Origin of the sequence: Citrobacter tructae, from assembly GCF_004684345.1 — a bacterium.
In the GTDB taxonomy this organism is placed as follows: Bacteria; Pseudomonadota; Gammaproteobacteria; order Enterobacterales; family Enterobacteriaceae; genus Citrobacter; species Citrobacter tructae.
The window spans coordinates 4308257-4333703 of record NZ_CP038469.1; the positions used below are offsets into that span (position 1 = coordinate 4308257).

The window sequence follows — 25447 nt, forward strand, 5'->3', positions numbered from 1 at the left end:
AAAAAAAAGAAGCGCTAATTATAGGCGCGTAACGCGGCGGGTGAAAGGCCGCGCTGTGCCTATTGTGTCTGGAATAAAAAATGCCGCTCTAGCAGCGCGCGCGTGAAGTTCTTTTTCAGATAAAAACCGCGTGGTAAGGTCAGGATAGGCTCACCATTTGCGCCAATGGCTTCGGTAAGTGCTTTTGCATTGGCGGCTTTTGGGCGTAGCTGTAACACTTCCCCATGGCGGGCGGTGATGCGTTCGACGTGGCCCAGTACGATCATGTCCATCAATTCTTCCCAGTCCAGGCGCAATTGCTGGTCTTCTTCTTCATTCGGACTCCACAGCAGCGGAGACCCCACGCGCCGTTGTGCTAACGGGATACTACGCTCTCCTTCAACTGGCACCCACAGCACGCGTTTAAGCTTGTGGCGGACATGGCTGGTTTCCCACGTTACACCGGTATTGCCTGTTAACGGCGCTACGCAAACGAAGGTGGTTTCCAGCGGTTTTCCAAGACTGTCCACAGGGATCGTTTTCAGCTCCACACCCAGCGTGGCAAAATCCTGTTCCGGTTTGCTGCCTGCGCTGGCCCCGAGCCAAATCTCCAGCAGCACGCCGATCCAGCCTTTATCCCGCTTCAAATCTTTGGGAGTCACTATCCCCGCCATTGCTGCCAGTTCCCCTAATGTATAACCCGAGAGCTGCCGTGCCTGGGCAAGCAATTGAGCCTCAGATTCAGGGGGGGAAAGCAGCGGCTGGAGTTTTGGCATTGAGTTAACCCTTAGGCGAAAAAATGAACAATGATTTTATACCGAGTGGACAAAGTTTATCTTTTTCCACATGTTTTATTCAATTATCTGATTTATATTGATTTTTAGATTTCATTACGCAGAGTTGCGCAACAGTCGATTGGGTTTTCCAATTCTGGTCACTGACAATGAACAGGATCTTACACCATGTTATCCACAGAAAGATGGGATAACTGTGAAAAACCCCCACTACTGTTTCAATTTACAGCCTTGACGTGCGACGAAAATCGAATTTTCACACAAAATGTGCCTAACTTATTGGCACAATCTGTGGATAAATCCAACGCTGGTTGATCTTTCATCAGATCGAAGATCGCATGCGTGATGCACATCACGTTTCTGGGCGTTTATTGGCTGTGAATGCTTTTAACTGAATGAATTTAGAAGACTAATTTTTATATGCGACCGCGGCCTTATTCAGACTGTTCCGGGTTTTCCCATAGTAATTCCGTACTTCTTCACAACTATATCCACAGAAAAGGTGAATAAAATCGCCTAAGTCGTCCATCCTCTGTTTATAACTCAGTCCTTTGCTGTGAGTTATTCAATTGTTATTAGAGCCTCGTGCGCTTCACAGAGTGGTTTACCGCCTCTCAGGAGTGTGAAACAATCGTTTATATATAAGGTTTATGTTGAGGTAGTCCGGTGATTGATGACGATGGCTACCGCCCGAATGTAGGGATAGTAATTTGTAACCGCCAGGGGCAGGTCATGTGGGCCCGGCGATTTGGTCAGCACTCCTGGCAATTCCCGCAAGGTGGGATAAACGCGGGAGAGACAGCAGAGCAGGCGATGTACCGGGAACTGTTTGAAGAAGTGGGCCTCAGTCGTAAAGATGTCCGGATCCTTGCTTCTACTCGTAACTGGTTGCGTTACAAGTTACCGAAACGTTTGGTGCGTTGGGACACGAAGCCGGTTTGTATCGGCCAGAAACAAAAATGGTTTCTTCTGCAATTGATAAGCAGCGATGCTGAGATCAATATGCAAACCAGCAGCACGCCCGAGTTTGATGGCTGGCGTTGGGTGAGTTACTGGTATCCGGTTCGACAGGTGGTGTCATTTAAACGCGATGTCTATCGCAGGGTGATGAAAGAATTCGCAAGTGTTGTGATGGCGCTTCAGGAGAGTACCCCAAAGCCGCAAAGCGCACCTGCGTACAGACGTAAAAGAGGTTAAGCTACGCAAATTATGCTCACCCGCCTGCGCGAAATAGTCGAAAAGGTTGCCAGTGCTCCGCGTCTTAATGAGGCGCTGAATATTCTGGTTACCGACATCTGTCTTGCGATGGATACAGAGGTCTGCTCGGTTTATCTGGCCGATCACGATCGACGTTGTTATTACCTGATGGCGACCCGGGGACTCAAAAAACCACGCGGTCGCACCGTTGCACTGGCGTTTGATGAAGGTATCGTTGGCCTGGTTGGCAGGCTGGCGGAACCCATCAACCTCGCCGATGCGCAAAAACACCCCAGCTTTAAGTACATTCCTTCGGTAAAAGAAGAGCGGTTCCGCGCCTTCTTAGGCGTACCGATCATTCAGCGCCGCCAGCTATTGGGCGTGCTGGTGGTTCAGCAGCGTGAGCTGCGCCAGTACGATGAAAGCGAAGAATCATTCCTGGTGACGCTCGCCACGCAAATGGCGGCCATTCTTTCTCAGTCGCAGTTAAACGCGCTATTTGGACAATATCGCCAAACGCGAATTCGTGCGCTGCCCGCAGCGCCAGGTGTGGCGATTGCCGAAGGCTGGCAGGATGCGACGCTGCCGCTGATGGAGCAGGTATATCAGGCTTCAACGCTGGATCCGGTTCTGGAACGTGAACGACTCACTGGCGCGCTGGAAGAAGCTGCGAACGAATTCCGCCGCTACAGCAAGCGTTTTACCGCCGGGGCGCAGAAAGAAACGGCGGCAATCTTCGATTTATACTCGCATCTGCTTTCCGATACACGTCTGCGCCGCGAGCTGTTTGCGCAAGTTGATAACGGTTCGGTGGCCGAATGGGCCGTTAAAACGATCATCGAAAAGTTTGCCGAACAGTTTGCCGCGCTCAGCGATAACTATCTTAAAGAACGGGCCGGGGATTTACGTGCGCTCGGCCAGCGTCTGCTGTTCCATCTTGATGACTCTATTCAGGGGCCGAATGCCTGGCCGGAACGCTTCGTGCTGGTGGCGGATGAGCTTTCCGCGACTACTCTGGCCGAACTTCCGCAGGATAGGCTGGTTGGCGTGGTGGTCAGAGACGGTGCCGCCAACTCCCATGCGGCGATTATGGTGCGCGCGCTGGGCATTCCTACCGTGATGGGGGCCGATATTCAGCCGTCGGTATTACACCGTCGTACACTGGTGGTGGACGGTTATCGCGGCGAAGTGTTGGTCGATCCTGAACCGGTTTTGATCCAGGAATATCAGCGCCTCATCAGTGAAGAGATTGAACTGAGCCGTCTGGCGGAAGATGACGTTAACCAGCCTGCCCAGTTGAAAAGCGGCGAGCGCGTTAAGGTGATGCTCAACGCTGGACTGAGTCCGGAACACGAAGAGAAACTCGGGAGCCGAATCGACGGTATCGGGCTGTATCGCACCGAAATCCCATTCATGCTGCAAAGCGGTTTTCCATCGGAAGAAGAACAGGTTGCCCAGTATCAGGGCATGCTGCAGATGTTTAACGACAAACCGGTAACCCTGCGTACACTTGATGTCGGGGCCGATAAACAGCTGCCTTACATGCCAATCAGCGAAGAGAATCCGTGTCTTGGCTGGCGTGGGATCCGCATTACGCTCGATCAGCCGGAGATCTTTTTGATCCAGGTTCGCGCGATGCTGCGTGCTAATGCGGCAACCGGCAACCTGAGCATTTTGCTGCCGATGGTCACCAGTATTGATGAAGTGGACGAAGCGCGACGCCTAATTGAGCGCGCCGGACGCGAAGTGGAAGAGATGATCGGATACGCGATCCCGAAACCGCGCATCGGCATCATGCTGGAAGTCCCATCGATGGTCTTTATGCTGCCGCATCTGGCGAACAGAGTCGATTTTATCTCGGTCGGGACCAACGACCTGACCCAGTATATTCTGGCGGTCGATCGTAACAACACGCGGGTAGCCAGCATCTATGACAGCTTGCATCCGGGGATGTTACGTGCGCTGGCGATGATTGCACAGGAAGCCGAGAGAAGCGGCATTGATTTGCGCTTGTGCGGTGAAATGGCGGGCGATCCAATGTGTGTGGCTATTTTAATTGGCTTGGGTTTTCGCCACTTGTCGATGAATGGTCGTTCCGTTGCGCGTGTGAAATATCTGCTGCGCCACATCGATTTTGACGAAGCGCAAACGCTGGCACAGCGCAGCCTGGAAGCGCAACTGGCGACAGAAGTGCGCCATCAGGTAGCGGCGTTCATGGAACGACGCGGTATGGGCGGTTTGATTCGCGGGGGATTGTAGGCCTGTATCGGCCTGATGAGCATAGCGTCATCAGGCATGCCTGGTGGTGTCATGGCTTACCTATACAGATCTTTTACATCTTCCCGGCATCCGCTGTGATCCCCTTGTGCTATCATTCGCACCTTCGGAGCGCCTGTATCATACAGGCGCGCTTATCAATTGCTGTCTGACTTCAGCGAAATAACAAGAACTTGTGGTGACAGATGACCAGTAGCTATCTGCATTTTCCGGAATTCGATCCGGTCATTTTCTCAATTGGACCCGTCGCACTTCACTGGTACGGCATGATGTATTTGGTGGGGTTTATTTTCGCGATGTGGTTGGCGACGCGCCGCGCTAATCGGCCAGGAAGTGGCTGGACCAAAAACGAAGTTGAAAACTTACTTTATGCAGGATTCCTCGGGGTGTTCCTTGGGGGACGTATTGGTTACGTACTGTTCTACAACTTCCCACTGTTCCTTGATAATCCGCTGTATCTGTTCCGCGTCTGGGACGGTGGAATGTCCTTCCACGGTGGTCTTATCGGCGTGATTCTGGTGATGATTATCTTCGCCAAACGCACCAAGCGTTCGTTCTTCCAGGTGTCGGACTTTATTGCCCCGCTGATTCCGTTTGGTCTGGGCGCAGGGCGTCTGGGCAACTTTATCAACGGTGAGCTGTGGGGGCGCGTTGACCCAAACTTCTCGTATTCCATGCTGTTTCCGGGCTCCCGTACCGAAGATATCTTACTGCTGCAAACTAACCCGCAATGGCAGTCTATTTTTGATACCTACGGCTCGCTGCCGCGCCACGCCTCACAGCTTTATGAGATGGCGCTGGAAGGTGTTGTGCTGTTTATCATTCTTAACCTTTTCATTCGTAAACCGCGCCCGATGGGATCGGTATCCGGGCTGTTCCTGATAGGCTACGGTGCGTTTCGTATCATCGTTGAATTCTTCCGTCAGCCGGATCAGCAGTTTACCGGCGAATGGGTACAGTACATCAGTATGGGGCAGATCCTGTCTATCCCGATGATTGTCGCCGGTATCATTATGATGGTTTGGGCGTACCGCCGCAGCCCACAGCAACACGCTTCCTGAGGAACCATGAAACAGTATTTAGAACTGATGCAAAAAGTGCTCGATGAAGGCACACAGAAAAACGACCGCACCGGAACCGGAACGCTTTCCATTTTTGGACATCAGATGCGTTTTAATCTGCAGGAAGGGTTCCCGCTGGTTACGACTAAACGCTGTCATTTGCGCTCTATTATTCACGAGCTGCTGTGGTTTTTGCAGGGCGACACTAACGTGGCCTACCTGCACGAAAACAACGTCTCTATCTGGGATGAATGGGCAGATGAAAATGGCAACCTTGGCCCGGTCTACGGTAAACAGTGGCGTGCATGGCCAACGCCAGATGGCCGCCATATTGATCAGATCACCACGGTGCTCAATCAGCTGAAGAATGACCCGGACTCTCGCCGCATCATCGTTTCCGCGTGGAACGTAGGTGAACTGGATAAGATGGCGCTGGCACCGTGCCACGCGTTCTTCCAGTTCTATGTGGCAGACGGCAAGCTCTCTTGTCAGCTGTACCAGCGTTCATGCGATGTGTTCCTCGGCCTGCCGTTCAACATTGCCAGCTACGCCTTGCTGGTGCACATGATGGCGCAGCAGTGCAATCTTGAAGTCGGTGACTTTGTCTGGACCGGCGGCGACACGCACTTGTACAGCAATCATATGGATCAAACGCATCTGCAGCTCAGCCGCGAACCGCGCGCGTTGCCGAAGCTGGTCATCAAGCGTAAACCTGACTCAATCTTCGACTATCGTTTCGACGATTTCGAAATTGAAGGTTACGATCCGCACCCAGGCATTAAAGCGCCGGTTGCTATCTAACCGTACGATACCTTGCCACGACCGACGCCATCGCGCGTCGGTTTTTTTTACCCAAAATTCAGTTCCTCGACGCTGATTCCTGAAATTTTGTAATGCGCTGCAACGGCGGAAATATTCCCCAAAGCTTGCCGAACAACTTGAATTTCCCACTCGTTATTCTTTTCCTCCCCGCCATACTGGTGGCATGAAAAAACAACAAGGCTATACGCTCATTGAAACACTGGTGGCAATGCTCATTGTTGTCGCTCTCAGCGCATCCGGGCTTTACGGCTGGCAACGTTGGCAGCAACAGCAACGGTTGTGGCAAACCGCCATTCAGGTGCGGGACTATTTGCTGCAACTGCGTGAAGATGCCAACTGGCATAATCGCGACCATGTCATCAGCGTCATCAGAGAGGGAACCTCATGGTGTCTGGTTAGCTCTGCCGCTGCTCAGAATACGTGCAAACCCGTTTCGCCGTTGGTGTTAACTCCGCGCTGGGGCGATGTCGAGATGGCAGACATGACGCCATCGTTAGCCTTTTTTGGCCTGCGCAACACCGCATGGGCCGGGCATATTGGCCTGAAAAATGCTGCGGGCGAATGGTGGGTGGTGGTATCAGGCTGGGGGCGAATCCGTCTTTGCGGGCGTGATGAGGCAAATATATGTCGGTAAATGAACGTGGTTTTTCACTGCTGGAGGTGCTGATAGCGATGGCTATAAGCAGCATTTTACTGCTGGGGGCAGCACGCTTTTTACCGGCGCTTCAGCGCGATATTTTGCTTAACACGCGCCAGTTAGCCCTTGAGGATGAACTCTGGCAGCGGGTTTATACGGTGGCGAAACATCTCCAGCGGGCCGGATACTGTCGCGGAAACTGTGGTGGTGAGGGTCTGGTGATATCGGGTCACGGTGATTGCGTGATTGCGCGTTGGGACGCCAACGGTAACGGCGTTTGGGAGACCACCCCGGCAAAAGACGCGGACCAGGTAGGCTTTCGTTTACAAGACAAGGTATTGGAAACCTTACGTGGTGCGACATCCTGCGACGGAAAGGGCTGGGATAAAATGACCGATCCTAACGCCTTACTGATTGAGACATTTCAGGTTGAACGCCAGAACATTAGCGGATTTGCACCCGTCCTGACTCTGCGTTTGCGCGGAGCCAGCAAAATTGAGCCACAAAAAACCATTGATGCGCACTATAGCGTTACGGGATTTAATCTGTGAACCGGGAACGCGGCGTATCTTCCCTGGCGATGGTACTTTTACTTCTGTTGCTCGGCGGTCTGTTGCTCCAGGGACTGAGCCAACAGGACGCCAGTTTTGCTTCCCGTGTTGCCACGGAAAGTCAGTCTTTGCAACGCCAGGCCGTGGTGCAATCCGTCATGGAATGGGGACGTATGCAGCCCTGGTTGTTGCAGCCCACCGTGCAATGTCGGCGTGATTCAACAGTCAATGCTGCCGTTTGCCTGCGATTGCATGACGATAATAACGTGTTGCTTATTGCACACTATGAAGGGATGTCACTATGGCGGCAGGGCGAAGTTATCGATGGCAATATCGTGTTTTCCGCACATGGCTGGAGCGATTTCTGTCCTCTAAGGGAGGCTGCGCTATGTCAGCTACCCTGAACCGGCAACGCGGTTTTAGCCTGCCAGAAGTGATGCTGGCATTGGTACTCATGGTAATGATTGTTACTGCGTTGTCGGGGTATCAACGGGTGTTGATGAACAGTTTTCTTATCAGAAGTCAGTATCAGCAGCTTTGGCGTCATGCGTGGATGCAAACCCAGATGACTGCATTTTCGCCGCCGTTAAACTGGCAGGTAAACCGAATGCAGACAACACGGGCGGGATGTGTCAGCATCAACGTCAAACTTTCTTCACCCCTGGGCAGGCAAGGTCAAATGACGCGTCTGCACTGCCCGAACAGTCAGTAGTCAGGAGTCGCTATGTTAAGGGTCTACCACTCCAATCGCCTGGATGTGCTGGAAGCGTTAATGGAATATATCGTTGAGCGCGAGCGGCTGGACGATCCCTTTGAACCTGAAATGATCCTGGTTCAAAGCACCGGCATGGCGCAGTGGCTACAAATGACCCTGGCACAGAAGTTTGGCATTGCAGCCAATATTGAATTCCCGTTACCCGCGAGTTTTATCTGGGATATGTTCGTCCGCGTACTGCCAGACATCCCGAAAGAGAGTGCGTTCAGCAAGCAAAGTATGAGCTGGAAGCTGATGACGCTATTGCCGCAGTTGCTGGGTAACGAAGAGTTCACGCTGCTGCGCCACTATCTGACCGACGATACCGATAAGCGCAAGCTGTTTCAGCTCTCCTCACGCGCGGCTGACCTGTTTGACCAGTACTTAGTCTACCGCCCTGACTGGTTGACGCAGTGGGAAGCGGGGAAGCAGGTTGAAGGATTGGGTGAGTCTCAGATCTGGCAGGCACCGTTGTGGAAAGCGCTGGTGGAATATACCGCTGAGCTGGGGCAAGAACGCTGGCACCGCGCCAATTTATACCAGCGATTTATTCAAACTCTGGAAAATGCTTCCGAGTGCCCGCAAGGACTGCCTGCACGCGTTTTTATTTGCGGAATTTCCGCGTTGCCGCCCGTGTATCTTCAGGCATTGCAGGCGCTGGGTAAACATATTGAAATTCATCTGTTGTTTACCAATCCATGTCGTTACTACTGGGGTGATATTAAAGACCCCGCGTATCTGGCGAAACTGTTGGCACGCCAGCGTCGGCACAGCTTTGAGGAGCGTCATCTGCCGCTGTTTCGTGATAGCCAGAATGCCGAGAGCTTGTTTAACAGCGATGGCGAGCAGGATGTCAGTAATCCCTTGCTGGCCTCGTGGGGAAAACTGGGGCGTGACTATATTTACCTGCTCTCTGAGCTGGAAAATAGCCAGGAGTTGGATGCGTTTGTGGATATTACGGCAGACAATCTCTTGCATAATATTCAGTCGGATATCCTTGAACTGGAAAGCCGGGCCGTCGCGGGCGTGACGCTGGAAGAGTATTCGCGCAGCGATAATAAACGCTTACTTGAGCCCAATGACGCCAGCGTGACGTTTCATGTCTGCCATAGCCCGCAGCGCGAGGTGGAAATTCTCCATGACCGACTGCTGGCGATGCTTGCGGCGGACCCAACGCTGACGCCGCGCGACATCATCGTCATGGTGGCGGATATCGACAGCTACAGCCCCTTTATTCAAGCTGTTTTTGGCAGTGCGCCGGCCGAACGCTACTTACCGTATGCCATTTCTGACCGTCGTGCACGTCAGTCCCATCCCGTTTTGCAGGCGTTTATTAGTCTGCTATCGCTGCCGGACAGTCGCTTTGTCTCGGAGGATGTGCTGGCATTGCTGGATGTTCCCGTGCTGGCGGCGCGCTTCAACATCAACGAAGAAGGGCTGCGCTATCTCCGCTTGTGGGTGAATGAGTCAGGAATTCGCTGGGGCATCGACGACGACAACGTACGTGAACTGGAACTGCCGCCAACTGGCCAGCACACCTGGCAATTTGGTTTAACGCGCATGCTGTTGGGCTATGCGATGGAAAGCGCGCAGGGGGAGTGGCAATCCGTACTGCCGTATGATGAATCCAGCGGTTTAATCGCCGAACTGGTGGGACATCTGGCTTCGCTGTTGATGAAACTGAATCTCTGGCGTCGGGGTCTGGCGCAAGAACGTCCGCTGGAAGAATGGTTGCCTGTTTGCAGTGACATGCTCAATGATTTCTTCCTGCCGGATGTGGATACCGAAGCGGCAATGACGTTGATTAAAGATCAGTGGCAGGCCATTATCGCTGAAGGGCTGGGGGCAAAATACGGTGAGGCCGTGCCGCTTTCGCTGTTACGCGATGAGCTGGCGCAGCGGCTCGATCAGGAACGCATCAGTCAGCGCTTCCTCGCGGGCCCGGTAAATATCTGTACCCTGATGCCGATGCGTTCTATCCCATTCAAGGTGGTGTGTCTGCTGGGCATGAACGATGGCGTTTATCCGCGCCAGCTTGCACCGTTGGGTTTTGATCTGATGAGCCAAAAACCGATGCGTGGTGACCGAAGCCGCCGCGATGATGACCGCTATCTGTTTCTGGAAGCCTTGATTTCGGCGCAGCAAACGCTCTACATCAGCTACATTGGCCGTTCAATCCAGGATAACAGCGAGCGCTTCCCGTCAGTGCTCGTGCAGGAGTTACTGGACTACATCGGTCAAAGCCACTATTTGCCGGGTGATGAAGCGCTCACCTGTGATGAAAGCGAAGCCAGGGTTATAGCGCATATTACCCGTTTGCATACCCGCATGCCTTTTGACGCACAAAACTATCTGCCGGGTGAACAGCAAAGTTATGCCCGCGAATGGCTGCCTGCGGCGAGCCAGGCAGGAAAAGCGCATGCTGATTTTGTGCAACCACTGCCGTATATCATGCCTGAAACCCTGACGCTGGAAACGCTGCAGCGATTTTGGGCGCACCCGGTGAGGGCTTTTTTCCAGATGCGGCTACAGGTGAACTTCCGCTCTGAAGACAGTGAGATCCCAGAAACGGAACCCTTTATCCTCGAAGGGCTAACCCGCTATCAGCTTAATCAGCAGCTGCTTAACACGCTGGTTGAAGAGAATGACGCAGAGCGTTTGTTCCGCCACTTCCGTGCGGCAGGCTCGCTACCTTATGGGGCATTTGGCGAAATCCTGTGGGATGCCCAGCGCCAGGAGATGCAGTCGCTGGCTGAGCGCATTATCGCCTGCCGTCAGCCGGGTCAGAGCATGGAAATCGATCTAAACTGCAACGGCGTGCAAATCACAGGGTGGTTACCGCAAGTTCAACAGGACGGTTTGTTGCGCTGGCGCCCATCTCTGATAAGCGTTTCGCAGGGCGTGCAACTTTGGCTGGAACATCTTGTCTATTGTGCCAGTGGCGGAACGGGAGAGAGCCGACTGTTTCTGCGTAAAGACGCAGAGTGGCGTTTTCCTCCGCTGGATACTGAGCAGGCAATGTTCTACCTGGCGCAGCTTATTGACGGGTACCGCGAGGGCATGTCATCGCCTTTGCTGGTGCTACCTGAAAGCGGCGGTGCGTGGATAAAAACCTGTTATGACGCCGCAAATGATGCCATGTTAGAGGATGACGATACGCGGCAAAAAGCGCGTAGCAAGTTTTTGCAGGTGTATGAAGGCAACATGATGGTACGCGGTGAGGGCGATGATATCTGGTATCAGCGCCTGTGGCGTCAGCTGGAGCCTGATACACTGGAAACCATTGTTTCGCAGTCTCAGCGCTACCTGTTACCGCTATTTCGCTTTAATCAGTCATGATGATTGTATAAAAATTGCGCAATCTGATAGCTTCCTCTATGATGCGCTTTCTGTCACGGACTGATTCTTACACATAAGATGCTGACACGTTCAGCACAAAGTCTTGCCCTGTTCAGACCGCGCGTTTATGCGTCGTTTGCTGTGAACAGGTGAATACGTTAATGATGAGGTTTGTGAATGCCCCGCAGCACCTGGTTCAGCGCAATACTGTTGTTCGTCGCCCTTTGGGCGCCCGTAAGTCAGGCAGATACCGGTTGGCAGCCCTTAGCTGAAACCATCCGTAAAAGCGATAAAGATACCCGCCAGTATCAGGCCGTGCGTTTGGATAATGGCATGGTCGTCTTGCTGGTATCCGATCCTCAGGCCGTGAAATCTCTTTCCGCACTGGTGGTGCCCGTTGGGTCTCTGGAAGATCCCGACGATCACCAGGGGCTGGCGCATTACCTCGAACACATGTGCCTGATGGGCTCGAAAAAATACCCGCAGCCGGACAGTCTGTCTGAGTTCCTGAAAATGCACGGCGGTAGCCATAATGCCAGCACGGCGCCTTATCGCACGGCTTTCTATCTCGAAGTTGAAAACGACGCGCTTGTTGGTGCGGTGGATCGTCTGGCGGATGCCATTGCCGATCCGTTGCTGGATAAAAAATATGCCGATCGTGAGCGCAACGCCGTTAACTCGGAGCTGACGCTTGCGCGTACTCGTGACGGTATGCGCATGGCGCAGGTGAGCGCAGAAACCATCAACCCGGCGCACCCGGGTTCGCGCTTCTCCGGCGGAAATCTGCAAACACTGAGCGACAAGCCGGGTAATCCGGTGTTGCAGGCTTTACAGACGTTTCATGAAAAGTACTACTCCGCAAATTTGATGAAGGCGGTGATTTACAGCAATAAGCCGCTGCCAGAACTGGCACGGATAGCCGCTGACACCTTTGGGCGGGTGCCGAATAAAAATATCGAAAAACCGGAAATTACCGTCCCGGTCGTCACCGACGCTCAAAAGGGCATCATTATCCATTATGTCCCGGCGATGCCGCGTAAAGTGCTGCGCGTCGAGTTTCGTATTGATAACAACAGCGCACAGTTTCGTAGTAAAACCGATGAACTGGTGACTTACCTGATTGGCAATCGCAGTCCTGGAACCTTGTCTGACTGGCTGCAAAAGCAGGGGCTGGTGGAAGGCATCCGTGCGGACTCTGACCCGGTGGTCAACGGTAACAGCGGCGTATTAGCCATTTCCGCGACCTTGACCGATAAAGGCCTCGCGAATCGCGATGAAGTGGTCGCTGCCATCTTTAGCTATCTCAACCTGTTACGCGAAAAAGGCGTCGATAAACGTTATTTCGACGAACTGGCGCACGTGCTGGATCTCGACTTCCGCTATCCTTCAATTACCCGTGATATGGACTATGTGGAATGGCTGGCTGACACCATGATCCGCGTTCCCGTGGAACATACGCTGGATGCGGTGAATATCGCCGACCAGTACGATGCGAAAGCCGTGCAACAGCGCCTGGCGATGATGACGCCGCAAAATGCGCGTATCTGGTACATCAGCCCGAAAGAGCCGCACAACAAAACAGCTTACTTTGTCGATGCGCCTTACCAGGTCGATAAAATCAGCGAAAAAACCTTCGCCGACTGGCAGCAAAAAGCGCAGGGTATTGCTTTGTCCTTACCTGAACTGAACCCCTATATTCCGGACGATTTCACGCTTATCAAGGCGGATAAAAAATATGCGCGCCCGGATCTGATCATTGATGAGCCGGATTTACGCGTGGTGTATGCACCGAGCCAGTATTTTGCCAGTGAGCCGAAGGCTGACGTCAGCGTGATACTGCGTAACCCGAAGGCGATGGACAGCGCCAAAAACCAGGTGCTATTCGCGCTTAACGATTACCTGGCCGGCATTGCGCTCGACCAGTTAAGCAATCAGGCTGCGGTGGGGGGCATTGGCTTCTCAACCAACGCCAATAACGGCTTGATGCTCAATGCTAACGGCTATACCCAACGTTTACCGCAGCTTTTTCAGGCGCTGTTGAGCGGTTATTTCAGCTATACCTCTACGGAAGAACAGCTGGAACAGGCGAAATCCTGGTACGCGCAGATGATGGACTCCGCGGAGAAAGGCAAAGCCTACGACCAGGCGATTATGCCGGTACAAATGCTTTCTCAGGTGCCGTACTTCTCACGCGATGAACGGCGTAAGCTGCTGCCGGCCATTACCTTAAACGAGGTGATGACCTACCGCGACACGTTAAAAGCCGGGGCGCGCCCTGAATTCCTCGTGATTGGCAATATGAGCGAGACGCAGGCGAAGGCCATGGCGCGGGATATCCAGAAGCAACTGGGTGCCAACGGCTCAGAGTGGTGTCGCAATAAAGATGTTGTCGTAGACAAAAAGCAGTCCGTTATCTTTAAAAAAGCGGGCAGCAGCACGGACTCTGCGCTGGCGGCGGTATTTGTGCCAACCGGTTACGACGAATACACCAGCTCAGCCTACAGCGCCATGTTAGGGCAGATTGTGCAGCCGTGGTTCTACAATCAACTGCGTACTGAAGAGCAGTTGGGCTACGCCGTATTTGCCTTCCCGATCAGCGTAGGCCGCCAGTGGGGGATGGGCTTCCTGCTGCAAAGCAGTGACAAGCAGCCGTCTTATCTGTGGGAACGCTACAAGGCATTCTTCCCCACGGCGGAAGCGAAGCTGCGGGCGATGAAAGCCGATGAGTTTGCGCAAATTCAACAGGCCATCATTGCGCAAATGCTGCAGGCACCGCAAACGCTGGGGGCAGAGGCCTCACAATTAAGCAAAGATTTCGATCGGGGTAATATGCGCTTCGATTCACGTGATAAAATCGTGGCTCAGATTAAACTGCTGACGCCGCAAAAGCTTGCCGATTTCTTCCATCAGGCGGTGGTTGAGCCGCAAGGCATGGCGATACTGTCACAGGTTTCCGGCAGTCAGAACGGGAAAGCAGAATATGTGCGCCCGGAAGGCTGGAAAGTGTGGCAGACCGTCAGCGCGTTGCAGCAAACCTTACCCCTGATGAGTGAAAAGAATGAATGATGCCGCTGAGTCCCTTGATCCTCTCCGCTTGCCCCTGACGGGCGAGCGCCTGATTGAAGCCTCCGCAGGCACCGGTAAAACCTTTACCATCGCCGCCCTGTATTTACGTTTACTGCTTGGACTGGGCGGCTCTGCCGCCTTTCCCCGTCCGCTGACCGTCGAAGAACTGTTAGTAGTCACCTTTACGGAGGCGGCTACTGAAGAGCTGCGCGGTCGTATTCGTAGCAACATCCATGAACTGCGCATTGCCTGCCTGCGCGAAACCACCGATAACCCGCTTTACGCCCGTCTGTTAGATGAAATTGCCGATAAAAAGCAGGCCGCGCAGTGGCTGTTGCTGGCTGAAAGACAGATGGATGAAGCGGCGGTTTTTACCATCCACGGTTTTTGTCAGCGTATGCTCAGTCTCAACGCTTTTGAGTCCGGCATGCTGTTCGAACAACAGCTGATTGAAGATGAATCACTGCTGCGTTATCAGGCCTGCGCAGACTTCTGGCGTCGGCATTGCTACCCGCTGCCCCGTGACATTGCGCAGGTGATTTTTGAAACGTGGAAAGGGCCGCAGGCGCTGCTAAGGGATATCGATCGCTATCTGCAGGGAGAAGCGCCGGTCATTAAATCACCACCGTCGGCAGACGAAACGCTGGCATCCCGGCACGAAAAAATCCTCGCGCGTATCAACCAGATCAAGCAGCAATGGCGTGATTCCGTTGAAGAGCTGGATGGTCTGCTTGAAGTCTCCGGAATCGACCGACGCAAATTTAACCGGGGTAATCAGGGCAAGTGGATCGAAAAGATCAACGCCTGGGCGCAGGAAGAAACACAAAGCTATCAGCTGCCTGATGCGCTGGAGAAATTCTCTCAGCGTTTTTTAGAAGAGCGCACCAAAACAGGCGGCATAACACCGCAGCACCCGCTTTTCGTCGCTATTGATGAACTGCTTGGCGAGCCGTTGACCCTCCGCGATCTGGTGATTACCCGGGCGTTGGCGGAGATCCGCGAGACGGTAGCCGAAGAAAAACGCCGACGCGGTGAACTGGGTTTTGACGATATGCTCAGCCGTCTGGATGCGGCGCTGCGTAGCGAAAGCGGTGACGCGCTGGCGACAGCCATCCGCACCCGTTTTCCGGTGGCAATGATCGATGAGTTCCAGGATACCGACCCGCAACAATATCGCATTTTCCGCCGCATCTGGCAGCATCAGCCGGATACCGCACTGCTGCTGATTGGTGACCCCAAACAGGCGATTTACGCGTTTCGCGGCGCGGATATTTTTACCTATATGAAGGCGCGCAGCGAAGTTAGCGCGCATTATACGCTCGACACTAACTGGCGTTCGGCTCCTGGCATGGTTAATGGTGTGAATACACTGTTCCGTCAGATGAACGACGCCTTTATGTTCCGCGAAATCCCCTTTAGCCCGGTGAAGTCAGCTGAGAAAAACCAGTCGCTGCGCTTTGTCCTGCATGGTGAAACGCAGCCGGCAATCAACATGTGGCTGATGGAAGGGGAAAGTTGCGGTGTAGGTGACTACCAGAGCTACATGGCCCGGGTTTGCGCGACGCAAATTCGTGACTGGCTAAAAGCCGGGCATACAGGTGATGCGCTCCTGATGAGCGCTAACACATCGCGCCCGGTACGCGCTTCGGATATCAGCGTGCTGGTGCGCAGCCGCCAGGAGGCGGCGTTAATCCGCGATGCGCTGACGCAACTGGCGATTCCATCCGTCTATCTTTCCAACCGTGACAGCGTCTTTGATACCCTCGAAGCGCAGGAGCTGCTGTGGGTATTACAGGCGGTGATGACGCCGGAGCGTGAAAACACGCTGCGTAGCGCACTGGCAACCTCCATGATGGGGCTGAATGCGCAGGATATTGAAACGCTCAATAATGATGAGCAAGCATGGGATGCGGTGGTCGAAGAGTTCGACGGTTATCGGCAACTCTGGCACAAGCGCGGCGTAATGCCGATGCTGCGATCGCTAATGTCGGCGCGTCAGATTGCGGAGAACCTGTTGGCAACGGCGGGAGGCGAGCGTCGCCTGACCGATATTTTGCATATCAGCGAGCTGTTACAGGAAGCGGGCTCGCAGCTGGAAAGCGAACATGCGCTGGTTCGCTGGCTATCTCAGCATATCCTGGAGCCAGACAGCAATGCGTCCAGCCAGCAGCTCAGGCTGGAAAGCGATAAGCACCTGGTTAAAATCGTTACCATCCACAAATCGAAAGGGCTGGAATATCCGCTGGTCTGGTTACCTTTCATCACGCATTTTCGTGTTCAAGATCAGGCGTTTTATCACGATCGGCGCTCGTTTGAAGCGGTACTGGATCTCAGCCAGGCCGATGAGAGCGTCGAGCTGGCCGAGGTTGAGCGTCTGGCGGAAGACCTGCGCTTGCTTTACGTCGCATTGACCCGTTCGGTATGGCACTGCAGCCTTGGCGTAGCGCCGCTGGTGCGTCGCCGGGGAGATAAAAAAGGCGACACCGATGTGCATCAAAGCGCGTTGGGCCGTCTGTTGCAAAAAGGCGAGCCGATGGACGCTGCCGGACTGCGCGCCGCAATTGACGCGCTTTGTAGTGACGATATTGCCTGTCGGGTCCCAGAAGAACCGGATACAGAACGCTGGCTTTCTGCCGAAGAGCGCCAGGAAACGTTGAGCGCGCGGACGTTGTCTCGTCTGCCAGGCGACAACTGGCGCGTCACCAGTTATTCCGGTCTGCAACAGCGCGGTCACGGTATTGCGCAGGATCTGATCCCGCGACTGGACATCGATGCAGCAGGCGTCGGTGAAGCCATCGTGGAGTCCGGGCTCACGCCGCACCAGTTCCCGCGCGGGGCGTCGCCGGGAACATTTTTGCATAGCTTGTTTGAAGATCTTGATTTTACCCAGCCGGTAGACCCGCTTTGGGTGCAGGAAAAACTCACACTCGGCGGCTATGACGCGCACTGGGAGCCGATTCTGACCCAGTGGCTGGACGCCATTCTACAGGCACCGCTCAACGAAACCGGCGTCAGCCTGAGCGCACTTTCAGCGCATGAAAAACAGGTGGAGATGGAGTTTTATCTGCCGATTTCGCAGCCGCTGATGGCCAGTCAACTGGATGCGTTGATCCGCCAATATGATCCGCTCTCAGCGGGCTGCCCTCCGCTGGATTTTATGCAGGTGCGCGGCATGCTGAAAGGGTTTATCGACCTGGTGTTCCGTCATCAGGGGCGCTATTACCTGCTCGACTACAAGTCTAACTGGCTGGGCGAAGATAGCGCCGCTTACACCCAGCAGGCGATGGCCGCTGCTATGCAGGCGCATCGCTATGACCTGCAATATCAGCTTTATACCTTGGCGCTGCACCGCTATTTACGTCACCGCATTGCAGACTATGACTATGAACGCCATTTTGGCGGCGTGATTTATCTCTTCCTGCGCGGCGTTGACAGCGAAAATCCGCAGCAGGGAATTTACGTGACCCGTCCGGATGGCGAGCTGGTTGCGCTGATGGACGAGATGTTTGCCGGTGCGGCACTGGAGGAGAAGTAATGACAATCCATACGCGATTACTGGAGGCTGTAGAACAAAAGCAGCTCCGGGCGCTGGATGCCCAGTTTGCGCTGGCGGTGGCTGGCAACGACAACCCCGCCGTCACGCTGGCGGCGGCGCTACTCAGCCGTGAAGCGGGTGAGGGGCATGTCTGTCTACCGCTTTCCCGTTTATCCTTACGCGAAGACGCCCACCCATTGCTGAGCACCTGGCTGAGCGAAGCGGGTGAGCCTGAAGACTGGACCGAATGCTTGCTGGCTTCTGTGGCCGTGAGCCGTGGCGAGCGCCCCACACCGCTGGTACTTTTCGGCGATCGCCTGTACCTGAACCGGATGTGGAATAACGAACGCACGGTAGCCCGCTTTTTCAGCGAAGTGAACCAGGCCATCGACGTTGACGAATCGCGGTTAACCCAGACGCTGGGGGTGCTTTTTCCGCGAACTGAAGAGGGCGTCAACTGGCAAAAAGTGGCGGCGGCGGTGGCGCTGACCCGCCGTATATCGGTCATCTCTGGCGGTCCGGGAACCGGGAAGACCACCACGGTAGCCAGGCTGCTGGCGGCATTGATTCAGATGACTGACGGCGAGCGTTGTCGTATTCGTCTGGCTGCACCGACGGGAAAAGCCGCGGCGCGTCTGACCGCATCGCTGGGTACGGCACTGCGTGAACTGCCGTTGACCGATGAGCAAAAGAAACGCATTCCGGATGATGCCAGTACGTTGCACCGGTTATTGGGCGCTCAGCCCGGCAGCCAGCGTCTGCGGCATCATGCTGGCAACCCCCTGCATCTGGATGTGCTGGTGGTGGATGAAGCTTCGATGATTGATTTACCCATGATGTCACGCCTGATTGATGCGCTACCGCCGCACGGGCGGGTGATTTTTCTTGGCGATCGCGATCAGCTTGCTTCCGTTGAGGCGGGCGCGGTGCTGGGGGATATCTGTGCCTTTGTGAATGCCGGGTTTACACCTGAACGTGCAAAACAGCTGAGCCGACTGACCGGCAGCGTCATTCCGGCGGGCGCGGGAACCCAGGCTGCCTCTTTGCGTGACAGCCTCTGTCTGCTGCAAAAGAGCTACCGTTTTGGCAGTGATTCCGGTATCGGCCAGCTGGCGTCGGCGATTAATCGCGGTGATAAGGCCGCGCTAAAAGCCGTCTTCCAGCAGGGGTTTAACGATATCGAAAAACGCACATTGCACAGCGGTGACGACTATGCCGCCATGCTTGATGAGGCGCTAGGCGGATATGGTCGCTACCTGGATATGCTGCGCGAAGGCGCAGAGCCGGATGCCGTCATTCAGGCATTCAATGAATACCAGCTGCTGTGCGCACTGCGCGAGGGGCCATTCGGCGTAAGCGGACTGAATGAACGTATTGAACAGCTGATGGTACAAAAACGTAAAATTCACCGTTCTGCGCATACCCGCTGGTACGAGGGGCGGCCGGTGATGATTGCGCGTAATGACAGTTCGCTGGGGTTGTTTAACGGTGATATCGGGATTGCGCTCGATCGCGGTCAGGGTCTGCGAGTATGGTTCGCACTGCCGGATGGCTCCATCAAGTCGGTGCAGCCCAGCCGTTTGCCGGAACATGAAACCACTTGGGCGATGACGGTGCACAAATCGCAAGGGTCTGAGTTCGATCATGCAGCGTTGATTTTACCCAACCAGCACTCGCCCGTTGTCACCCGTGAGCTGGTTTACACCGCTATTACCCGCGCGCGCCGCCGTCTGTCGCTGTACGCCGATGAGCGGATATTAAATGCGGCAGTCGCCATCCGCACCGAACGCCGTAGCGGGCTGTCGGCGTTGTTTAATGACGGTCTGTAGGACAATGTGCCGGATAAAGCATTTATGCCGCCATCCGGCAACAGAGATTATCCCAGATCCGCCATCAGCACTTTTGAACGCCGCTGGTAGTTGTACATCTCTTTTTTGCTTTCCGGCAGCAGGTCGATATCGACCGGGGTGAAGCCGCGCTCCTGGAACCAGTGAATACTGCGCGTGGTCAGCACGAACAGCTTGCTAAGCCCCATTTGCCGGGCCTGCACGGCGATCCGCTCCAGCAAAACTTCGCCACGCGATGAGCTACGATAGTCAGGATGTACCGCCACGCAGGCCATTTCGCCAATTCTTTCTTCCGGGAAAGGGTACAGGGCTGCACAGGCGATGGTCAGGTTATCGCGCTGAATTATGGTGAACTTGTCGATTTCCATTTCCAACTGCTCGCGGGAACGGCGAACCAGAATACCTTGCTGCTCCAGCGGGCGGATTAGTTCCAGAATTCCACCGATATCATTGATGGTCGCGCGTCGGATCTGCTCGGCACTCTCCATCACAATTTGTGTCCCGATCCCATCGCGTGAGAACAGTTCCTGCAACAGCGCACCGTCTTCCTGATAGCTAATCAGATGGCAGCGGCGCACTCCACTGCGACAGGCTTTGACCGCACCACGCAGGAAGCGCACGGTGCCGGAGCTGTAATCGCCGATCTCTTCCTGTGCTTCAACGCGCGCCTGGGCCTCGTTGGGGAACAGTTCGGAAATAATATCGCCATCATCGTTGGTGACCCCCTGGGAGGAGCAAAAGCCGATCATCTTTTCCGCTTTCAGTTTGATCGCCAGTTGGGTGGCGACCTCTTCTGAAGTCAGATTAAAGCTCTCGCCGGTCACGGAAACGGCGACCGGTCCCATCAGAACAATAGCACCGCTGTCCAGTTGGCGGTGAATCGCCTCTTCATCAATACGACGAATGCGCCCGCTGTGGCAGTAATCAACGCCGTCATCCACGCCCAACGGTTGGGAAATAATAAAATTACCGCTGACTACGTTGATGTGCGCGCCCTGCAGTGGCGTATTGTTCAGGCTCATGGACAGGCGGGCGGTAATATCGAGCTGGAGCAAACCTGCCGCCTGCTTGACCAGTTCCAGCGTTTTGGCATCGGTAACGCGTGTATTTTTGTGGTACACCGGTTCATGATGATGCGCAGCAAGGTTGGCATCAATCTGTGGCCGTGCGCCATAGACCACGACAAGGCGAATGCCGAGGCTATGAAGGAGCCCAATATCATTGACGATACTGGAAAAGTTTTCATGCTCGATGGCTTCGCCGCCCAGCATAATGACAAACGTTTTTCCCCGATGGGTATTGATATAGGGAACAGAATGGCGGAATCCCTGTACCAGCTCGGTTCTACGCTCCTTCACCACGGCACACCTCTATTGCATGATTATTCGTAATTTGTGTATTTTTATTCTGTTTTTGCGCTTTGCGCAAGCGTAATTTTTATCCCTGTGAAAGATTTTTCTCAGTAATGCCGTGAATATAAAAAGAATGTTTACCCTTTTGTTGATGACAGATTATGCGTCATTCGTTAAAGTTTCCGGTCAATTCGGACGTTTTATGTATTACCTCAATATAGATTTCTTTTGCTCGGGAGAAGCATGTCGGGATCCAATTCAGCAATCAGTCGCCGCCGTTTACTGAAAGGTGCGGGTGCTATGTGGCTTTTGAGCGTTAGCCAGGTCGGTCTGGCCGCCGTCAGTCAGGTCGTTGCGGTGCGTATATGGCCTGCGTCCAGCTATACCCGCGTCACGGTAGAATCCAACCGTCTGCTGAAATACAAACAGTTTGCCCTGAGTAATCCTGAGCGTGTAGTTGTGGATATTGAAGGCGTTAATCTGAACTCGGTGCTCAAGGGTATTGGGACGCAGATTCGCCCTGACGATCCGTACATTAAGTCGGCACGAGTCGGACAGTTTGACCCGCAGACTGTGCGGATGGTGTTTGAGCTGAAGCAAAATGTGAAGCCGCAGCTTTTTGCGCTGGCGCCGGTGGCGGGCTTTAAAGAACGTCTGGTGATGGATCTCTATCCGGCCAATGCCCAGGATGTACAGGATCCTCTGCTGGCGTTGCTTGAAGATTACAACAAGGGCGATTTGGATAAACAGGTGCCGCCTGCGCAAAGTGGTCCGCAACCGGGTAAAGCGGGGCGCGATCGTCCGATTGTCATTATGCTTGACCCTGGGCACGGAGGAGAAGACTCCGGTGCCGTGGGGAAATACAAGACGCGTGAAAAAGATGTGGTGCTACAGATTGCCCGTCGCCTGCGCGCGCTGATTGAGAAAGAAGGCAATATGAAGGTCTTTATGACGCGTAATGAGGATATCTTTATTCCGCTGAAGGTGCGTGTGGCTAAAGCCCAGAAACAGCGCGCCGATCTGTTTGTCTCTATTCACGCCGATGCGTTTACCAGTCGACAGCCCAGCGGTTCGTCGGTATTTGCACTTTCCACCAAAGGCGCGACCAGTACGGCTGCAAAATTTCTGGCACAAACCCAGAACGCCTCAGATTTAATTGGCGGCGTCAGCAAGAGTGGTGACCGCTATGTCGACCACACCATGTTCGATATGGTGCAGTCATTGACTATCGCCGACAGCCTGAAGTTTGGTAAAGCGGTACTGAATAAGCTCGGTAAGGTTAATAATCTGCATAAGAATCAGGTTGAACAGGCTGGGTTTGCGGTGCTGAAAGCACCGGATATTCCGTCTATCCTCGTGGAAACGGCGTTTATCAGTAACGTTGAAGAAGAGCGGAAACTGAAAACGGCGACGTTCCAGCAGGAAGTGGCTGAGTCGATTTTGGCTGGGATCAAAGCGTATTTTGCCGATGGGGCAACGCTGGCAAGAAGGGGATAACAAAAAAGCGCTGAAAAGCGCTTTTTTTACGGACCGTAGAAACAAAAAAACACCCGTCAGGGTGTTCAATGTGTTGGTTGCGGGGGCCGGATTTGAACCGACGACCTTCGGGTTATGAGCCCGACGAGCTACCAGGCTGCTCCACCCCGCGTCCGTCTTTACTCTTCATCGAGTAAACTTGCATCAGATTGTATTGGTTGCGGGGGCCGGATTTGAACCGACGACCTTCGGGTTATGAGCCCGACGAGCTACCAGGCTGCTCCACCCCGCGTCCGTCTTTCTGCTGCGCATTTCAAATCACATGTACGTTGGCTTTCCTCGTTCATCCCAGTCACTTACCGATGTAAGTTCCAAAGAATTCACTGCGTCGCCGCCTTCCTGTGTTTCGAACTGCTTTGCAGAAACGTTACTGCTTCTGATTTTAATTGGTTGCGGGGGCCAGATTTGAACTGACGACCTTCGGGTTATGAGCCCGACGAGCTACCAGGCTGCTCCACCCCGCGTCCGTGGATGCGCACTATACTCCGCTAACGTTTTCATGCAACCTTTTTTTACGTGGATCACTGTTTTAGGATGAAAATGAACAAAAACAACGCATTTCGGTCTATTTTTTGCTCAAAATTTGCCTTGAGGTATGTATTCGCATTTCATTAGGTTCAGGGGTTTGTTATCTTCATCTCGCATTCAGGCAACTTAAGACGAGAATAATGAAAGGACGTTGGGCAAAATATCTTCTGACGGGGGCGGTAGTCGTGATGCTCGCCGCGTGTTCCTCTAAACCCACCGATCGTGGGCAGCAGTATAAAGACGGGAAATTGACCCAGCCTTTCTCACTGGTGAACCAGCCCGATGCGGTTGGCGCACCCATCAATGCCGGTGATTTTGCCGAGCAGATAAACCAGATCCGCAGTTCCTCACCGCGTTTATATGGCAATCAGAGCAACGTCTACAACGCTATCCAGGAGTGGTTACGTGCGGGCGGTGATACGCGCAGTATGCGTCAGTTTGGTATTGATGCCTGGCAAATGGAAGGGGCGGATAACTATGGCAACGTCCAGTTTACCGGCTACTACACGCCAGTCATCCAGGCGCGCCATACGCGCCAGGGGGAATTTCAGTACCCTATCTATCGTATGCCACCAAAACGCGGACGTTTACCTTCCCGCGCGGAAATCTACGCGGGTGCGCTGAGTGACAGCTATATTCTGGCGTACAGCAACTCCCTGATGGATAACTTCATTATGGATGTCCAGGGCAGCGGCTATATCGACTTTGGCGATGGCAGCCCACTTAACTTCTTTAGCTATGCCGGGAAAAACGGTCATGCCTACCGCAGTATAGGTAAAGTATTGATCGATCGTGGCGAAGTGAAGAAAGAAGATATGTCGATGCAGGCGATCCGCCACTGGGGCGAAACGCACAGCGAGGCTGAAGTGCGTGAGTTGCTGGAGCAAAACCCGTCGTTCGTCTTCTTTAAGCCACAATCTTATGCCCCGGTCAAAGGTGCCAGCGCAGTGCCGCTGATTGGCCGCGCATCGGTTGCCTCTGACCGCAGTATTATTCCTGCTGGTACGACGTTACTGGCAGAGGTCCCGCTGCTGGATAATAACGGGAAATTTACCGGTCAGTATGAACTGCGCCTGATGGTGGCATTGGATGTCGGTGGGGCCATCAAAGGACAGCACTTTGATATCTATCAGGGCATTGGTGCCGACGCCGGACATCGCGCTGGCTGGTATAATCACTATGGTCGCGTTTGGGTGCTGAAAAGCGGCTCCAGCGCGGGGAACGTGTTTAGCGGTTAATTGCCTGATGGCGGCTATAAATTATCGAGTAGGCCGGAACAGCCCAGCGGCTTCCGGCACTTACTGCTCTTATTGTTTCTATTCTGAGGTCGTATGTCTGTTGTGATAAGTGATGCCTGGCGTCAGCGTTTTGGCGGTACCGCGCGTCTGTACGGCGAAAATGCGCTGCAGCTGTTTGCGCAATCGCACGTTTGTGTAGTCGGAATTGGCGGCGTGGGGTCGTGGGCGGCGGAAGCGCTGGCGCGTACCGGTATTGGCGCCATTACGCTCATCGATATGGATGATGTGTGCGTCACCAATACCAACCGTCAAATCCATGCTCTGCGAGATACCGTCGGGCAGGCAAAGGCTGACGTGATGGCTGAGCGTATTCGCCAGATTAACCCGGAGTGTCGGGTTAATGTTGTCGACGACTTTATCACGCCGGATAACGTTGCAGAGTATATGAACGCGGGCTTTTCGTATGTCATTGATGCTATCGACAGCGTGCGCCCGAAGGCCGCGCTGATTGCTTACTGTCGGCGCAATAAAATTCCTCTGGTCACCACCGGTGGCGCGGGGGGACAGATTGATCCGACGCAGATTCAGGTGGTTGATTTGGCAAAAACTATCCAGGATCCGCTGGCGGCAAAGCTGCGTGAGAGGCTGAAAAGCGATTTTGGCGTGGTGAAGAACAGCAAAGGCAAGCTGGGCGTGGACTGCGTGTTTTCGACCGAGGCGCTGGTTTACCCGCAGGCAGATGGCTCGGTATGTGCGATGAAAGCGACAGCGGAAGGGCCTAAACGTATGGATTGCGCGTCTGGGTTTGGCGCAGCCACCATGGTGACCGCGACCTTTGGCTTTGTTGCCGTGTCCCACGCGTTGAAGAAGATGATGGCGAAGGCGGCGCGTCAGGGGTAGTTATTTTTTGCCGGATGGCGCTAATCCGGCAAAA

The 25447-nt window shown here is 54.0% G+C and carries 17 protein-coding genes and 3 tRNA genes; 15 read left to right on the forward strand and 5 right to left on the reverse strand.

The window, feature by feature from the left end:
• Window positions 1-59 precede the first annotated feature (59 nt).
• Window positions 60-755: a DNA mismatch repair endonuclease MutH gene (gene mutH / locus E4Z61_RS21310; protein WP_135324453.1), complete on the reverse strand. Its 696-nt coding sequence runs from the start codon at window positions 753-755 to the stop codon at window positions 60-62.
• 684 nt (window positions 756-1439) lie between these two features.
• Between mutH and rppH the strand changes: the two genes are divergently transcribed.
• The 12 genes from rppH (at window position 1440) to recD (ending at window position 19841) form a co-directional block, all read left to right on the forward strand.
• Window positions 1440-1970, forward strand: coding sequence for an RNA pyrophosphohydrolase (gene rppH, locus E4Z61_RS21315; RefSeq protein WP_135324454.1), 531 nt, complete (start codon window positions 1440-1442; stop codon window positions 1968-1970).
• 12 nt (window positions 1971-1982) lie between these two features.
• Window positions 1983-4229, forward strand: coding sequence for a phosphoenolpyruvate--protein phosphotransferase (gene ptsP / locus E4Z61_RS21320; RefSeq protein ID WP_135324455.1), 2247 nt, complete (start codon window positions 1983-1985; stop codon window positions 4227-4229).
• A gap of 203 nt (window positions 4230-4432) precedes the next feature.
• Complete coding sequence (gene lgt, locus E4Z61_RS21325; RefSeq protein WP_115257571.1) at window positions 4433-5308, forward strand: prolipoprotein diacylglyceryl transferase; 876 nt, start codon at window positions 4433-4435, stop codon at window positions 5306-5308.
• A 6-nt stretch (window positions 5309-5314) separates the two neighbouring features.
• Entirely contained in the window at window positions 5315-6109 is a 795-nt protein-coding gene (gene thyA / locus E4Z61_RS21330; RefSeq protein ID WP_135324456.1) for a thymidylate synthase, read from the forward strand.
• A 184-nt stretch (window positions 6110-6293) separates the two neighbouring features.
• Window positions 6294-6764 (forward strand): prepilin peptidase-dependent protein, encoded by a 471-nt coding sequence (locus E4Z61_RS21335; RefSeq protein ID WP_135324457.1) that lies wholly within the window; start codon window positions 6294-6296, stop codon window positions 6762-6764.
• Window positions 6755-7318: a prepilin peptidase-dependent protein gene (locus E4Z61_RS21340; protein WP_135324458.1), complete on the forward strand. Its 564-nt coding sequence runs from the start codon at window positions 6755-6757 to the stop codon at window positions 7316-7318. The genes E4Z61_RS21335 and E4Z61_RS21340 overlap by 10 nt, the downstream gene beginning before the upstream one ends.
• Window positions 7315-7722, forward strand: coding sequence for a DUF2509 family protein (locus tag E4Z61_RS21345; protein WP_135324459.1), 408 nt, complete (start codon window positions 7315-7317; stop codon window positions 7720-7722). Before E4Z61_RS21340 ends, E4Z61_RS21345 begins: the two co-directional genes overlap by 4 nt.
• Window positions 7707-8030, forward strand: coding sequence for a prepilin-type N-terminal cleavage/methylation domain-containing protein (locus E4Z61_RS21350; RefSeq protein WP_135324460.1), 324 nt, complete (start codon window positions 7707-7709; stop codon window positions 8028-8030). Before E4Z61_RS21345 ends, E4Z61_RS21350 begins: the two co-directional genes overlap by 16 nt.
• Window positions 8031-8042: 12 nt before the next feature.
• Entirely contained in the window at window positions 8043-11411 is a 3369-nt protein-coding gene (gene recC, locus E4Z61_RS21355) for an exodeoxyribonuclease V subunit gamma (RefSeq protein ID WP_135324461.1), read from the forward strand.
• Between the two features lie 177 nt (window positions 11412-11588).
• Complete coding sequence (ptrA, locus tag E4Z61_RS21360) at window positions 11589-14477, forward strand: pitrilysin (RefSeq protein ID WP_135324462.1); 2889 nt, start codon at window positions 11589-11591, stop codon at window positions 14475-14477.
• Complete coding sequence (recB, locus tag E4Z61_RS21365) at window positions 14470-18012, forward strand: exodeoxyribonuclease V subunit beta (RefSeq protein ID WP_135324463.1); 3543 nt, start codon at window positions 14470-14472, stop codon at window positions 18010-18012. Before ptrA ends, recB begins: the two co-directional genes overlap by 8 nt.
• Window positions 18012-19841: an exodeoxyribonuclease V subunit alpha gene (recD, locus tag E4Z61_RS21370; RefSeq protein WP_135324464.1), complete on the forward strand. Its 1830-nt coding sequence runs from the start codon at window positions 18012-18014 to the stop codon at window positions 19839-19841. The genes recB and recD overlap by 1 nt, the downstream gene beginning before the upstream one ends.
• A gap of 47 nt (window positions 19842-19888) precedes the next feature.
• Here recD and argA read toward each other — a convergent pair whose 3' ends face one another.
• Window positions 19889-21220, reverse strand: a complete 1332-nt coding sequence (argA, locus tag E4Z61_RS21375) for an amino-acid N-acetyltransferase (protein ID WP_135324465.1) — start codon at window positions 21218-21220, stop codon at window positions 19889-19891.
• A gap of 234 nt (window positions 21221-21454) precedes the next feature.
• Between argA and amiC the strand changes: the two genes are divergently transcribed.
• Window positions 21455-22708: an N-acetylmuramoyl-L-alanine amidase AmiC gene (gene amiC / locus E4Z61_RS21380; RefSeq protein WP_135324466.1), complete on the forward strand. Its 1254-nt coding sequence runs from the start codon at window positions 21455-21457 to the stop codon at window positions 22706-22708.
• 74 nt (window positions 22709-22782) lie between these two features.
• Here amiC and E4Z61_RS21385 read toward each other — a convergent pair.
• The 3 genes from E4Z61_RS21385 to E4Z61_RS21395 all read right to left on the reverse strand — a co-directional run bounded on the left by E4Z61_RS21385 (window position 22783) and on the right by E4Z61_RS21395 (window position 23211).
• A tRNA-Met gene (locus E4Z61_RS21385) sits at window positions 22783-22859 on the reverse strand.
• A gap of 43 nt (window positions 22860-22902) precedes the next feature.
• A tRNA-Met gene (locus tag E4Z61_RS21390) sits at window positions 22903-22979 on the reverse strand.
• Between the two features lie 155 nt (window positions 22980-23134).
• Window positions 23135-23211: transfer RNA gene (locus E4Z61_RS21395), tRNA-Met, on the reverse strand.
• Window positions 23212-23415: 204 nt separating this feature from the next.
• On the opposite strand from E4Z61_RS21395, the gene mltA reads away from it, so the two are divergent.
• Both mltA and tcdA read left to right on the forward strand, forming a co-directional pair.
• The gene (gene mltA / locus E4Z61_RS21400) at window positions 23416-24513 is read left to right on the forward strand and encodes a murein transglycosylase A (RefSeq protein WP_135324467.1); all 1098 of its coding nucleotides are present in this window, start codon (window positions 23416-23418) and stop codon (window positions 24511-24513) included.
• Window positions 24514-24606: 93 nt separating this feature from the next.
• Window positions 24607-25413, forward strand: a complete 807-nt coding sequence (gene tcdA / locus E4Z61_RS21405) for a tRNA cyclic N6-threonylcarbamoyladenosine(37) synthase TcdA (protein WP_135324468.1) — start codon at window positions 24607-24609, stop codon at window positions 25411-25413.
• The last annotated feature ends 34 nt before the right edge of the window (window positions 25414-25447 follow it).